Source organism: Pseudonocardia sp. NPDC049154 (genome assembly GCF_040648315.1).
Lineage (GTDB): Bacteria > Actinomycetota > Actinomycetes > Mycobacteriales > Pseudonocardiaceae > Pseudonocardia.
The window spans coordinates 1-13,762 of record NZ_JBEZDN010000174.1; the positions used below are offsets into that span (position 1 = coordinate 1).

Genomic DNA, 13,762 nt, shown 5'->3' on the forward strand with positions numbered 1-13,762 from the left:
CCCCGAGCCGGGGGCCGAGCGCTGCGCGGGCCGCCGCCTCCACCCGGCGCTCGCGGTCCAGGTCCGGGCCGAACGCCGGGGTGGCGCGCGGGCTGGCCCGCAGCGCCCCGAGCAGGGTGGCGGCCTCGGCGTGCCGCCCCAGCCCGGACAGCGCCTCGACCAGCGCGCGGACCGCGACCCAGGTGTGCGTCCACGAGCCCGAGCGGTGCCAGTGCTCCAGCAGCGGCCGCAGCTCGGCGAGCGGCGCGTCGTCGTGTCGCACCGCCGAGGTGAGCAGGGTGTGGCGGGCGACCCCGGCGACGAACGCGGAGTCGGCCTCCTCGGCCACCGCCACCGCGGCGCGCAGGTGCGCCGCGGCGCCGGGGTCGCCCTGCTCGGTGCGGTGCTCGCCCTGCGCGTACTCGCCCCAGGCCCGCACGGTCGATGCGCCGGACCGGGCCGCGACCTCCGCGATCTCGGCCTCCAGCGCCGTCGTGTCCGGGTCGGCGCCGGTGTCGTCGGCGCGGGCGTACGTGGTGCAGAACAGCCGGTCGACGAGGGCGGACACCAGCACGAGGTCGTCGGGTCCGTCGGGTCCGTCCCGCGGGGTGGCCCGCAGGGCGGCGCGGGCCGTGTCGGCCGCCGTCCGGGCCTCGGACAGCCGGCCGGCGAAGGTGTGGAGGTTGGCGAAGAGCTCGTGGCCGTGGGCGGGGAAGCCCAGCGCGATCAACGCGTCCGCGTGCGCGGCGGCCAGGTCCAGGTCCGCGCGCTGCCAGCAGGTGCAGGCGACGAAGTACACCGTCCGGGCGCCGGCGGGCGAGAGCCGGCGGGTCGCCACGCGGCCGTCGGCACCCACGATCCCTGCCGCCCGCAGGGCCTCCTCGGCCGGGTCGACGAGGTCGATGCGGCAGCGCAGATAGCCGAGCTCGGCGAACAGCCCGGCGAGACGCAGCAGGTCGTCGTGGGGTCCGTTCTCGACGAGCCAGGCGTGGGCGCGCCGGAGGTCGGCCAGATGGGCGTCGAACCGGCGCACCGCCTCGGCCTCCCCGGGCCCGCGGCGGGCACGGCTCAGCTCCGCGGCGAGGCCCGCGGCCCAGGCGGCGTGCCGGGCCCGCAGGCCGGGCCCCTCCGTCCGCTCGGCGATCCGGCTCCGGCCGAAGGCGCGCAGGGTCTCCAGCATCGTGAACCGCGTCCCGCGCCGCACGACGAGCGAGCGCTCGACCAGGTCCGGCAGCGCCGCGGCGTCGCCGCACACGGCCTCGACCGCCGCCGGCTCGACCGGCCCGGCGAACACGGCCATCCGGTCGAAGAGCGTGCGCTGCTCCTCGTCGAGCAGGCCGTAGGACCAGGCGACGACGTCGCGGAGCGAGCGGTGCCGCGCGGCGGCCGTCCGCCGGCCGCCGCGCAGCACGTCGAGGGGCCGGTCGAGGGCTTCCACCAGCCCGGCCAGTCCCAGCGGCAGGGCGCGGGCGGCGGCGAGCTCCAGGGCGAGCGGCAGCCCGTCGAGCCGTGCGCAGATCTCGTCGACGAGCGCCCCGTCGACGACCGCGGCGGGGTCGCCCGCCCGGATCCGGTCGGCCAGCAGGGTCGCCGCGTCGGAGGGGCCGAGCGGGGCGACGGGCAGGCACTGCTCCGCGTCGATCCGCAGCGCCTCCCGGCCGGTGGCCAGGACGTCGACGCCCGGCGCGCCCGCCACCACGGCCTCCGCCAGCGCGGCCGCGCGCTCCACGACGTGCTCGCAGTTGTCCAGCACGAGGAGCAGCCGCCGCGGCGCGAGCACCTCGACGATCCGCTCCCGCAGCGAGCCCGCCTCGGCGTCGATGATCCGCAGGAGGCCGGCCAGGGCGGACTCGACGTCGTCCGGGCCGCCGTCGCCGAGCTCCACGGGGAGCACGCCGTCGGGGTACCGCGCGCCGGCCTCCGCGGCGACGTGCCGGGCCAGCCGGGTCTTGCCGACGCCCCCCGGTCCGGTGAGCGTGACCAGCCGGGACCGGTCGAGCAGCTCGACCGCCAGGGCGAGCTCCGCATCCCGCCCGACGAACGAGTTGGCGGGCGGGGGAGGAGAGGCGGTGCGGCGTGGGCTCTCGGCCGGGGGTGGCGCCGTGGGCGGAGTCGGTGGGGGTGCGAGCTCCTGCCGCAGCACCCGGCCCTCGAGCTCGCGCAGCTCCGGGGAGGGGTCCAGCCCCAGCTCCTCCGCCAGCCGGGTGCGCAGCGCGGCGTAGGCGTCGAGCGCCTCGGCCTGGCGCCCGGCGGCGACCAGCGCCCGCATCAGCACACCGACGGCCCGCTCGCGCAGCGGTTCGGCGCGGACCAGCGGTTCCAGCGCGGCGACGGCGTCGGGGGGCCGGCCCGCCTCCAGCAGGGCGGTCGCCCGCTCCTCGACGGCGTGCCTGCGCAGCTCGTCGAGCCGGGCCACCTCGGGCTCGACGGTGGGGTGGTCGAGGTCGGCGAAGGGTCGCCCGCGCCAGAGCGCGAGGGCGGCGTCGAGCACGGCGAGCCGGGCGGCCGGGTCGTGCCCGTCCGCGGCGACGCCGTCGAGCAGGTCGGTGAAGGCGGCGGCGTCGACCGCGGTCCGGTCGGCACGCAGCCGGTAGCCCCGCGGGGTCGTCTCGACGACGAGGCCCGGCGGCAGCAGCCGGCGCAGCCGTGCCACGTTCGTCTGCACGGCGCCCGCCGGGTCGGCCGGCGGGGTGGCGCCCCAGACCAGCTCGGCGAGCAGGTCCACCGGCACGGGCTCGCCCAGGCGCAGCGCCAGGGCGGCGAGCAGGCGCCGCTGCCGCGCCGACCCGACCGCGACCGACCCGTCGGCGAGGGCGAGCGGTCCGAGCACCCGGAGGGCCGCCATCGCGCCATCGTGGCGCATCCGGCGCGCGGGCGGCAGTGTCGTTCGGCCGCGTCGTTCGGCCGCGTCTTTCGTCCCCTTCGCCTCGTTCGGCGTCGCTCCTCGACTCCGCCGGGACGGCGTCGGGGCCACTGACAGCGGACCGACAGGAGGCCGACAGCACGCCCCGCCATCGTCGTCGGCGAGAGAAGGGGGAGTTTCAATGACCGCCACCGACACGACCACCACCACCGACACCACGGACACCGCCGGGACGACCGACGCCGCCGAGTCCCTGACCGAGCGGCTCTTCGCCGCCGTGCTCGCCACGATGGACGTGCACGCCGTCTACCTCGGCGACCGGCTCGGCTACTACCGGGCGCTCGCCGACGGCCCCGACGGCACCGCGCTGACCCCGGCCGAGCTGGCCGCGCGCACCGGCACCGCCGAGCGCTACACCCGGGAGTGGTGCGAGCAGCAGGCCGTGACCGGGATCCTGACGGCCGACGCCGAGCCGGACGGCACCACCCGCCGCTACTCGCTCCCGGCCGCGCACCGGGCCGCGCTGGTCGACGTCCTGTCCCTGGACCATGTCGTCCCCCTCGCGCGGTTCGCGCTGGGGTGCGCCAAGCAGACGGACCTGCTCGCGGAGGCCTTCCGCACCGGCGGCGGGGTGTCCTGGGCGCAGCACGGCACCGACGCCAGCGAGGGCCAGGCCGCCGCCAGCCGGCCGCTGTTCCTCGGGCCCCTCGGCCGCGAGTACCTGCCCTCCGTCCCCGACCTCGACGCGACGCTGCGGGCCGGGGCCCGGGTCGCCGACGTCGGGTGCGGGCACGGCTGGTCGGCGATCGGGATCGCCCTGGCCTACCCCGAGGTGACCGTCGACGGCTTCGACCTCGACGAACCGTCCGTCGAGGCCGCCCGCCGCAACGCCCGGGAGGCGGGGGTGGCCGACCGCGTCCGCTTCCACCTGGCCGACGCCGGTTCCGCCGGCGGCACCTACGACGTGGTCTTCGCCTTCGAGTGCATCCACGACCTGCCCGACCCCGTCGCCGTCCTGGAGGCGATGCACGGGCTCGGTGGGACCGTCGTGGTGATGGACGAGCGGGTGGCCGAGTCGTTCACCGCGCCCGGCGACGAGATCGAGCGGCTCATGTACGGCTACAGCCTGCTGTGCTGCCTCGCCGACGGGATGGCCCACGAGGACTCCGCCGGCACCGGCACCGTGATGCGGCCGGACACCCTGCGCGGCTACGCCCGCGAGGCGGGGTTCGCGGACGTGGAGATCCTCGACATCGAGAACGACTTCTTCCGCTTCTACCGCCTGGTGCGCTGACGGTGGACAGCAGGTCCGCGGCGGCGGTCGCCGGTCCTCGCGAGGTGCGTCAGGCCGCCGACAGGTCCTCCGTCAGCGCCTCCGTCAGGAGTGCGACGAGCGCCGCGTGCTGCACGTCGGCCGAGGACCCGACCTCCTCGTCGGAGCCGTCGAGGGCCTGGGCGGCGAGGCCGGCCTTGCCGTCGATCAGCTCGGCGATCCTGGCGTCGATGGTCTGCGCGGCGATGATGCGCCACGCGGTGACCGGCTCGGTCTGGCCGATGCGGTGGCTGCGGTCGATGGCCTGCGTCTGCTCGGCGGCGGTCCAGGACAGCTCCGCGAGGACGATGTTCGACGCGACCTGCAGGTTGAGGCCGACGCCGGCGGCGGTCAGCGAGCAGACCGCGACGGAGACGTCCGGGTCGTTCACGAAGGCGTCGATGTTGCGCTGCCGGACGGCCGACGTCTGGTCGCCGCGGATCGAGGAGAACCGGACACCCTGCTTGGTGAAGGTCTCCTCCGCGGCGTCCATGACGTCGACGTGCTTGGCGAAGAAGACCACCTTCCCCGCGCTGCGGGCGAGCTGGGCGGCGTAGTCCGCGGCGAGGGCGGCCTTGGCCTGGCCGATGCGGCGCATCATGCCGAAGACGTTGTCGCCGCTCGTCGCCTCGGCCGCGTCCTTCTGCTCCCACCGGGCCACTCGGTGCACGAGGTCGTGGTCGATGCCCTCGACGATCGCGCCGGACCGGCGGGTGGCCAGCGCGTCCTCGTAGCGCGCCACCAGGCGGCGGGCGAGGTCGCGCTCGGCCGCCCGGATCGAGCGGCCCGCGGCCCCGTCGAGCTCGACGGGGAGGTCGGCGATGCGCCGGGCCGGGATGTCGGCGGCGACGTCGACCTTGCGCCGGCGGACGATGCCGCGGTCCACGACGGCCTGGCGGGCGGCGCGGTAGAAGCCCGGGTCGGCGGGGGTCAGCCCGGTCGCGGCGAGGGCGTCCATCAGCTCGGCGCGGGGCTTCGTCCCGTCGATCCACCCGAGGAACTGCCAGATGGCGAGGAAGTCCTCGATGTCGTTGATCAGCGGGGTGCCGGTCAGGGCCATCAGCAGCGGCCGCGCGGTGAAGGACCGGATGCGGTCGGAGATCTCCAGGACGTGCTGCGAGCGCTGGGAGGACTTGTTCTTGATGAAGTGGGCCTCGTCGACGACCATCCCGCGGAAGCCGAAGTCGCCGATCCAGTCCACGTGCCGGTCGAGCACCTCGTAGTTGACGACGACGATGTCGGCGAAGCCGTCGACGGACTCGCCGTTGCCGTGGATCGCCGTGGCCGCGCGGCGGGGCGTCCAGATGCCGGCCTCGCGCACCCAGTTCGTCTTGACGACGTTGGGCACGACGACCAGCAGGGGATAGGCGTTGGCCGCTTCGGCCGCGAGCAGCGCCTGCGCCGTCTTGCCCAGCCCCGGCTCGTCGGCGAGCAGGAAGGTCCGGTGGCCGTCCGCGGCCGCGGCGACCACCCGGGCCTGGTGCGGCATGAGCTCGCGGTCGTTCCCGCCCGGGGCCCGCCGGGTGGACGGCGTGGGGGCGGGGACGGAGCTCGCGGAGTCGACCGTCGGCAGAGCCATGCACGCCGGGGCCCCGGCGCCGGCCCGCTCGAACGACCGCAGCAGCGGCCCGAGCAGCTCCCAGCCGGCGAGCGGGGTGGGACGGGGTGCGGCCGGCCGGGCGGCCGAGAAGTCGGGGGCGAGGAACGGGTTCGCCATCTGCCGCGAGACCACGGACTGCGGCACGACGCGGGGTCTGGCGGGGGCGGCGGGGACCTCCACGACGGAAGCCTGGACGTCCTCCTCGGGGGCGGTCTCGATGCCCGCCTTCCGCAGGACCGTGCGGGTGAGGGAGCGGGCCTCGTCGGAGACGACGGCGTCCTCCTCGAGGAGCGCCAGCAGGGTGGGCTCGCGGACGGCGCTCATGGCCAGCGCCTTCGCGATGCCGTCGAGCCGCTTGAGCTTCTCGGTCCGCTGCCGGTCGCCGGCGGTGTCGTCCGCCCGGACCCGGGCGCGCTCCTGGCGCAGCAGCAGCGCGACCGCCTGGAACTTCGTGCGCGTCGCGGGGGTCACCCGGCCGTTGCGCAGGGCGGTCTCGACCTCGCGGACGGAGCGCGCCAGCACCGACATGACGTCGTCGGTGCGTTCGCGGGCGCGTCGGTTCTGCGGGGCGCCACGGCGAGCCCTCGTCTGGGGCTTGCCTCGTCGAGCCACGTACTCCTCCTCGGGATGCCCGGCAGGGCCGCCGCTGCGGCCGGGCCGCGCACAGTGCTGCGGTCGGGTGTGGGCGTGGCGGGGGAGACCGAGCCGGCTCCTCCGGGATGCCGCCGGTCCGGGTCTGCGTGAGATCACCGCCGCCGGGGCGTACAGCCCGCACACGGCACAACAGGGATCACCGGTCGACGATTCCGCGACACCCACCGCACAGGCCGGCCGTGACCGGATGCGCGGCACCCAGCGGGGTGCCCTCGCTGTCCACCGTACCGTCCGGTGACCGGTTCCGGCACCGCGACCCGCCGAGGAGTGATCACGCCGACCTGCGGACCCGCAGGTGGGAGGTGGTGCCCCCGGTCAGATTCGAACTGACACTGGGCGGATTTTGAGTCCGCTGCCTCTGCCGGTTGGGCTACGGGGGCCGCCAGGCCGCCCTCCGGCTCCGACTGTGTTCTCGCTCGCGTCGCGCGGGATCACACGGCCTGGGCAACCTGGGCGCAACCTTATCGCCGCTACCCTGGACCCTTGCGTTCGACCCGCACGCCTAAGGAGAACCCACCCGTGAGCCAGCCAGTGTCCGAGGACAAGACGACCGACGACGGACCCGCCGTCGGCTGGCGCGTCCTCGTGGTGGAGGACGAGGCGCTGATCCGCCTCGACCTGACCGAGATGCTCGGGGAAGAGGGATACCGGATCGCGGGCGAGGCCCCCGACGGTGAGGCGGCCATCGAGATGGCCCGCGACCTCAAGCCCGACCTCGTGATCATGGACGTCAAGATGCCGAAGAAGGACGGCATCGAGGCTGCCGCCACGATCGTCGAGGAGAAGATCGCCCCCGTCGTCATGCTCACCGCCTTCAGCCAGCGCGACCTCATCGAGCGTGCGCGCGACGCGGGCGCCATGGCCTACCTGGTCAAGCCGTTCGCCCGGCACGAGCTGGTGCCCGCGATCGAGCTCGCCGTGTCCCGCTTCGCCGAGAAGCGTGCCCTCGAGGACGAGGTCGCCTCCCTGCACGACCGGTTCGAGACCCGCAAGGTCGTCGACCGCGCCAAGGGTCTGCTGATGGCCAAGCAGAACATGACCGAGCCCGAGGCCTTCCGGTGGATCCAGCGCACCGCGATGGACCGCCGCACCACGATGAAGGCGGTCGCCGAGGCCGTCATCGAGGGGCTCGCCCCCGCGAAGGGCTGAGCGGAGCTCGCGGAGCGAGCATCTGCGCTGATCTCCGCCGCTCGCACGTCGTCGCGAGGCCGTCCCGGCAGACCGCCGGGGCGGCCTCGTGGCGTTCTCGGGGCGCTGCACATGATCGTTACCCCGCGGTAATGGCCCTGCCGGGAGTGCGAGCTTCACCACGTGCTAACGGCGTCTGTGCTGGTCAGCGCGCTGCTGCTTGATAACGATCTGATAACTTAGCACTCCGGGTGAGACCGTGGTGACGCTGCGCGATATCCGGTTGCGGTCTGGTAAAGCTGCCGCCGCTCGGGATGACGCCGCACCCGCCGGTGACCTAACGTCCGCGGCGCTTCCGGCGTCTGTCCGGGGGCCTGGCGGGCGCTCGGGGGACCGCCGTCGACGTGGTTGGCACGGAAGGACAGAACATGAGTCGGACGCGGAAGGTCGCAGCGACCGCCGCCCTGCTCGCGGGGGCCCTCGCGCTCACCGCGTGCAGCACCAACCGGGAAGAGGCGACGGGCGGGGGCGGAGGTTCCTGCGACACCAGCAAGGGCACCCTCGTCGTCGGGTTCATCGCCCCGCTGTCCGGCAGCCTCTCGGCGCTGGGCCTCGGCATGAAGAACTCCACCGACCTCGCGGTGAACCAGGCCAACCAGAACTGCACGGTGCCCGGGTACCGGCTCGCGCTGCAGGCGGAGGACGACCAGGCCACCGCCCAGATCGCCGGCCAGGCCGCCACCAAGCTGGCCTCGGACCCGAACGTCGTCGGCGTCATCGGGACCCTGAACTCCTCGACCGCCCAGTCGGCGGCGCCGATCCTGGCCAACAAGAAGATCGTCGAGATCTCGCCGGCCAACACCAACCCGGCGCTGACCCAGGGCGACAACTACCAGAGCGCCCCGTCGCGGCCGAACGCCACGTACTTCCGCACCGCGACCACGGACGCCATCCAGGGCCCGTTCGCGGCGCAGTACATGGTCCAGAAGGCCGGCAAGAAGAACATCGCCGTGATCGACGACGGCAAGACCTACGGCGCGGGCCTCGCGGCCCAGTTCGCCACGGAGGCCGAGAAGCTCGGCGCGACCGTGGTCGCGCGCGAGAAGGTCGGCGAGAAGGACACCGACTTCTCCGGCGTCATCGCCAAGATCCGCCCGTCGAACCCCGACGCGGTCTACTACGGCGGCGAGTACCCGGTCGCCGGCCCGCTGTCGAAGCAGCTGGCCGACGCGGGCCTCAACGTCCCGCTCATGGGCGGCGACGGCATCGTCGACAAGACCTACGTCTCGCTCGGGGGCCGCGAGGGCGACCTGGCCACGAACGTCGGCGCCCCGCCGGAGCAGCTGCCCAGCGCGAAGGCCTTCATCGACGCCTACGCCGCGGCCGGCTACTCCGAGCCGTACAGCGCCTACGGCGCGCTGACCTACGACGCCGCGAACGTCCTCATCCAGGGCCTGGCGAAGGCGGTCGGCAACGGCACCTTCTCCGACGCCACCCGGGACGGCCTGATCTCCGCGGTCCAGGCCACCAACATCCAGGGTACGACGGGCGCCATCTCCTTCGACCAGTACGGCGACACCACCAACAAGGTGCTGACCGTGTACTCGGTCCAGGGCGGCGAGTTCAAGCCGCTGGAGACGGGTACCTACCCGGCCAGCTGACGCGCGGCCCCGACCCGGGTACGCGACGAGGATGCACGTGAGCGGGGACGGGACACCACCCGTCCCCGCTCGTGCACGCGGTGGAGGAGACCCCTCGTTTGTCCACGTTCCTGTCCCAGATCGCGAACGGGCTGGTGCTCGGTTCGCTGATCGCGCTGATCGCGCTCGGCTACACGATGGTCTACGGGATCATCACGCTGATCAACTTCGCACACGGCGAGATCTTCATGATCGGCGCGTACGGCGGCCTGGCCACGATCACCTACCTGCTGCCCACGGTGATCCTCACGCAGTGGTACTTCGCCCTGCCGATCGTCCTGGTCGTGGGGGCGTTGGTGGCGATGCTGGTGGCGATCGCCATGGAGCGCTTCGCCTACCGGCCACTCCGGAACGCCCCACGGCTGGCTCCGCTGATCACCGCACTCGGTGTGTCGGTGGCCCTGCAGGAGGCGGTCCGCGTCTTCTACCCGGGCGCCACGGCGGCGCTCCCGTTCCCGAACCTGTTCATCGACGGGGCCGTCGTCATCCCGATCGGCGACGGCGTGGTGATCCGCTACACCGGCATCCTGCTGATCGTCATGTCGCTGGTGCTGGCCTTCGCCCTCGAGCGGTTCGTGGAGCGGACCCGGCTCGGCCGTGCCATGCGCGCCACCTCGCAGGACCGGGACGTCGCGCGGCTGATGGGCATCGACCCCGACCGCGTCATCGTGCTGACCTTCGCCATCGGCGGCGCCCTCGCCGGCGTCGCGGGCGTGCTGTACGGGAGCTACCTCAACAACATCAACATCGACATGGGCTTCCAGAACGGCATCTTCGCCTTCACCGCGGCCGTGCTCGGCGGGATCGGCAACATCCGCGGCGCGGTGATCGGCGGTCTGGTGATCGGGCTGGTCAAGGCCCTGGGCGGGCAGTACCTTCCCGGTGGCACGGCCTACGACTACGTCTGGATCTTCGTCGTCCTGATCATCGTCCTGGTGTTCCGGCCCCAGGGCTTCTTCGGGGAGTCCGAGCGGGTGCGCGCATGATCACCACCGCGACCCCGGAGACGCCGGCCGCCGCCGCGGCGCCGCCGCGGCACACCGGCCGGCTCGCCGGCCTGCTCAACGCCGCGGCGCCGCGCGCCAAGGTCCTCATGATCGTCGGCGGTGTGCTGACGATCGTCGGCGCGTACCTGCCCTGGGTCACCTTCGTGCTCAACGAGGGCGCGTACCCGGAGAAGGCCACGCTCAACTACTTCGTGGCCCCCTTCTCCGTCACCGGTTTCCGGCTGCACCTGGTGATCCTCGGACTGGCCGCCGTCGTGGTGGCCCTGGTGCGGATTCCCGCCCGGCACTCGATCGTGCGCGGACTCGGGCTCGGCAGCACGGTCGTCGCGCTGATCAACGGTCTCTGGATCGCGGTCGAGGGCGGCGGACTCGGCGCGATCACCGCCGCCGAGGGCGCCGTGGCGTTCGGCGCGGTCGTCGCGCTCGTCGGCGGCCTGGTCACCGTGCTGGGCGCGAGCGCGGGTGGGCGCGAGCCCAAGCCGGTGTGGACCTGGACCCTGCCCTGGTGGGTGGAGTGGATCCTGCTGGTCGTCCTGTTCGTGATCGTGCTGCTGGTGGTCGCGGCGGTGCTCACGAGCGGCGGTCAGGGCGGGGTCGTGAACCCCTATGCCGGCGTCGTGTTCCTGTCGCTGCTGGCGGCCCTGGCCGGCGCGCTCGCCGCGCTCAACGCCTCCGGCCTCCTCAGCTGGGTCTCCGCGGTCTCCGAGCGGCACCGCGTGTTCAGCGTCGTCGTGCTGCTGATCGTGGCGCTGGTGCTGCCGTTGACCAGCGCGGGCACCGAGTACTGGATGACCGTGGCGTCGAACATCGGCGTCTACGCCGCCACCGCGATCGGGCTCAACATCGTGGTCGGCCTCGCCGGCCTGCTCGACCTCGGGTACGTCGCCTTCCTGGGCATCGGCGCCTTCGTGGCGGCGAACCTGTCCGGCGCGGCGGCCTCCAAGATCGGCATCCACCTCCCGTTCCTGCTGGTCATGGTGATCTCGGCCGTGGTGGCGGGGCTCTTCGGGGCGATCGTCGGCTCGCCGACGCTGCGGGTGCGCGGCGACTACCTCGCGATCGTCACGCTCGCCTTCGGTGAGATCTTCGTGCGCAGCGCGCAGAACAACATCGGCGGCCTGACCGGTGGCGCGAACGCCATCCCGAACATCCCGGCGATCGGGCTCGGGGGCTTCCGCTTCTCCGACTCGATCATGGTCGGGGGTGTGCGGCTGCCGTCCGGCGTCATGTACTACTTCGCGATCGTGCTGCTGGTCGCGGCCGTCATGCTGGTGTTCGCGCACCTCAAGAACTCGCGGCTCGGCCGGGCGTGGATCGCGATCCGCGAGGACGAGGACGCCGCCCGGGCCATGGGCATCCGGACCGGCCCCATCAAGATCCTGGCCTTCCTGATCGGCGCGACCCTGGCCGGTCTCGCCGGCGCGTTCTTCGCGCACAAGACGAGCGTCGTCGCCTACGACAGCTTCAAGTTCCTCGAGTCGGTCACGCTGCTCGCCGCGGTCATCCTCGGCGGTATGGGCACGATCCCCGGCGCCGTGCTCGGCGCATCGATCCTGTTCGTGCTGCCGGAGAAGCTGCGCGAGTTCGCCGACTACCGGCTGCTGATCTTCGGGCTCGCGCTGGTGCTCATCATGCGGTTCCGGCCGCAGGGCATCGTGCCGGACCGGCACCGCAAGGCGGAGCTGACCGACACCGATCCCGAGGACGTCGCCAAGGAGGGCCCCGGGCCCCTTCCGACGAGGGTGGAGCCGTGAGCGAGAACCCCGAGATCCCCGAGCGCACGACCTCCGCCGGGAGCGCCGGCGGCACGGCGACCGACGGCGAGCTGCCCCCGGAGCTCGACGCGCCGCCGGAGGAGGTCGTCGCCGAGCTCGCGGAGGACATGCATGTCGCCACCGGCACCCGGGAGCCGATCCTGGTGTCGTCGGGCGTGACGATGCAGTTCGGCGGCCTGCGTGCCCTCAGCGACGTCGACCTCTCCCTGCACGAGGGCGAGATCATCGGCCTGATCGGGCCGAACGGGGCGGGGAAGACGACCTTCTTCAACTGCCTCACCGGGCTGTACACGCCGACGTCGGGCCAGGTCACGTTGCACGGCAAGGCGATGCCGCAGGACCCGGCGCGGGTCACCGAGGCGGGCGTGGCCCGGACGTTCCAGAACATCCGGCTCTTCCCGTCGATGACCGCCACGGAGAACGTGCTGGTCGGGCGGCACGTGCGGATGAAGCAGGGGCCGATCTCGTCGCTGCTGCACGGGCCGCGGTTCCGGCGCAGCGAGGCCGAGGCGTCGGAGCGGGCGGAGAAGCTGCTCGCCTTCGTCGGGCTGACCCGCTTCTCCGACGAGCTCGCCCGCAACCTGCCCTACGGCGACCAGCGGCGGCTCGAGATCGCCCGCGCGCTCGCCACGGACCCGTCGGTGCTGCTGCTCGACGAGCCCACGGCGGGCATGAACGCGCAGGAGACCGAGGCCACCCGGCAGCTGATCTTCGCGATCCGGGACCTGGGCGTGTCGGTGGTCGTGATCGAGCACGACACCAAGTTCATCTTCACGCTCTGCGACCGGGTGCTGGTGCTGGTCCAGGGCGAGCTGCTGGTCGAGGGCTCGCCGGACGAGGTGCGCGGCGACCCCCGGGTCGTGGAGGCCTACCTCGGCGCCCCGCCCGAGGAGGTCTCGGCGCAGCTGCAGACCGGCGGTGCGGCGGACGGGGCCGGCACGGCAGAGGGGAAGTCCGAGTAATGGCGTTCCTGTCCGTCCGCGACCTGGTGGTCGCCTACGGCGCCATCCAGGCCGTCCGCGGCGTGACGTTCGACGTCGAGCGGGGCCAGATCGTCTCCCTGATCGGCTCGAACGGCGCCGGCAAGACGACCACGCTGCGCACCCTGTCCGGGCTGCTCCGGCCCGTCTCCGGGACGATCGAGTTCGACGGCACGCCGATCCAGAAGATGCCGGCGCACGAGATCCTGTCCAAGGGCGTGGCCCACAGCCCGGAGGGCCGGCGGCTGTTCGCCCGCATGTCCGTCGAGGAGAACCTGCGGCTCGGCGCCTACACGCGCAGGGACGAGGCCGGCGTCGTGCAGGACATGCAGCGCGTGTTCGACCTGTTCCCGGTGCTGGGGGAGCGGCGCGACAACAAGGCCGGCCTGTTCTCGGGCGGCGAGCAGCAGATGCTCGCGATCGGGCGGGCGCTGATGTCCCGGCCCAAGCTGCTCATGCTCGACGAGCCGTCGATGGGGCTCTCGCCGATCATGACCCAGCGGATCTTCGACACCGTCAGGGAGCTGCGCGACGAGGGCACCACGGTGCTGCTGGTCGAGCAGAACGCGCTGGCGGCGCTGGCGTTGTCGGACAAGGCGTACGTGATCGACCTCGGCCGCACCACGCTCTCCGGCACGGGCGCCGAGCTCCTCGCCGACCCGCGGGTGCAGGAGGCCTACCTCGGCGAGAACGTCGGCACCTGACCGGCCCCGCCGGCTGTTGCACGAACGGCGCTCTCGCTCACTTGATGTGAGCGAGAGCGC

At 73.4% G+C, this 13,762-nt stretch carries 9 protein-coding genes and 1 tRNA gene; 7 read left to right on the top strand and 3 right to left on the bottom strand.

Annotated features, from left to right (window positions below):
* A partial coding sequence (locus AB0B41_RS40105; RefSeq protein ID WP_358212264.1) for a BTAD domain-containing putative transcriptional regulator occupies window positions 1–2,824 on the bottom strand: 2,824 nt, incomplete at its 3' end.
* A gap of 199 nt (window positions 2,825–3,023) precedes the next feature.
* On the opposite strand from AB0B41_RS40105, the gene AB0B41_RS40110 reads away from it, so the two are divergent.
* Entirely contained in the window at window positions 3,024–4,136 is a 1,113-nt protein-coding gene (locus AB0B41_RS40110; RefSeq protein ID WP_358212265.1) for a methyltransferase domain-containing protein, read from the top strand.
* Window positions 4,137–4,185: 49 nt separating this feature from the next.
* Here AB0B41_RS40110 and AB0B41_RS40115 read toward each other — a convergent pair whose 3' ends face one another.
* Both AB0B41_RS40115 and AB0B41_RS40120 read right to left on the bottom strand, forming a co-directional pair.
* Complete coding sequence (locus AB0B41_RS40115) at window positions 4,186–6,366, bottom strand: SNF2-related protein (protein ID WP_358212266.1); 2,181 nt, start codon at window positions 6,364–6,366, stop codon at window positions 4,186–4,188.
* A gap of 345 nt (window positions 6,367–6,711) precedes the next feature.
* A tRNA-Leu gene (locus tag AB0B41_RS40120) sits at window positions 6,712–6,788 on the bottom strand.
* Between the two features lie 139 nt (window positions 6,789–6,927).
* Between AB0B41_RS40120 and AB0B41_RS40125 the strand changes: the two genes are divergently transcribed.
* The 6 genes from AB0B41_RS40125 to AB0B41_RS40150 all read left to right on the top strand — a co-directional run bounded on the left by AB0B41_RS40125 (window position 6,928) and on the right by AB0B41_RS40150 (window position 13,702).
* Window positions 6,928–7,557 carry a response regulator gene (locus AB0B41_RS40125; protein ID WP_231498155.1) on the top strand — a complete coding sequence of 210 codons (630 nt, stop codon included), beginning with the start codon at window positions 6,928–6,930 and terminating at the stop codon, window positions 7,555–7,557.
* A 407-nt stretch (window positions 7,558–7,964) separates the two neighbouring features.
* Window positions 7,965–9,197, top strand: coding sequence for a branched-chain amino acid ABC transporter substrate-binding protein (locus tag AB0B41_RS40130; RefSeq protein WP_358212267.1), 1,233 nt, complete (start codon window positions 7,965–7,967; stop codon window positions 9,195–9,197).
* Between the two features lie 98 nt (window positions 9,198–9,295).
* Window positions 9,296–10,222, top strand: coding sequence for a branched-chain amino acid ABC transporter permease (locus AB0B41_RS40135; protein WP_358212268.1), 927 nt, complete (start codon window positions 9,296–9,298; stop codon window positions 10,220–10,222).
* Window positions 10,219–11,997 (top strand): hypothetical protein, encoded by a 1,779-nt coding sequence (locus tag AB0B41_RS40140; RefSeq protein ID WP_358212269.1) that lies wholly within the window; start codon window positions 10,219–10,221, stop codon window positions 11,995–11,997. Before AB0B41_RS40135 ends, AB0B41_RS40140 begins: the two co-directional genes overlap by 4 nt.
* Window positions 11,994–12,980, top strand: coding sequence for an ABC transporter ATP-binding protein (locus AB0B41_RS40145; protein WP_358212270.1), 987 nt, complete (start codon window positions 11,994–11,996; stop codon window positions 12,978–12,980). Before AB0B41_RS40140 ends, AB0B41_RS40145 begins: the two co-directional genes overlap by 4 nt.
* Window positions 12,980–13,702, top strand: coding sequence for an ABC transporter ATP-binding protein (locus AB0B41_RS40150; RefSeq protein WP_358212271.1), 723 nt, complete (start codon window positions 12,980–12,982; stop codon window positions 13,700–13,702). Before AB0B41_RS40145 ends, AB0B41_RS40150 begins: the two co-directional genes overlap by 1 nt.
* Window positions 13,703–13,762: the final 60 nt, after the last annotated feature.

What these genes read in the sequence shown, in the direction of transcription:
- AB0B41_RS40140 (WP_358212269.1), top strand. Translation starts at nt 10,219, where the DNA reads ATGATCACCACCGCGACCCCGGAGACGCCGGCCGCCGCCGCGGCGCCG.
- AB0B41_RS40150 (WP_358212271.1), top strand. Translation starts at nt 12,980, where the DNA reads ATGGCGTTCCTGTCCGTCCGCGACCTGGTGGTCGCCTACGGCGCCATC.
- AB0B41_RS40110 (WP_358212265.1), top strand. Translation starts at nt 3,024, where the DNA reads ATGACCGCCACCGACACGACCACCACCACCGACACCACGGACACCGCC.
- AB0B41_RS40130 (WP_358212267.1), top strand. Translation starts at nt 7,965, where the DNA reads ATGAGTCGGACGCGGAAGGTCGCAGCGACCGCCGCCCTGCTCGCGGGG.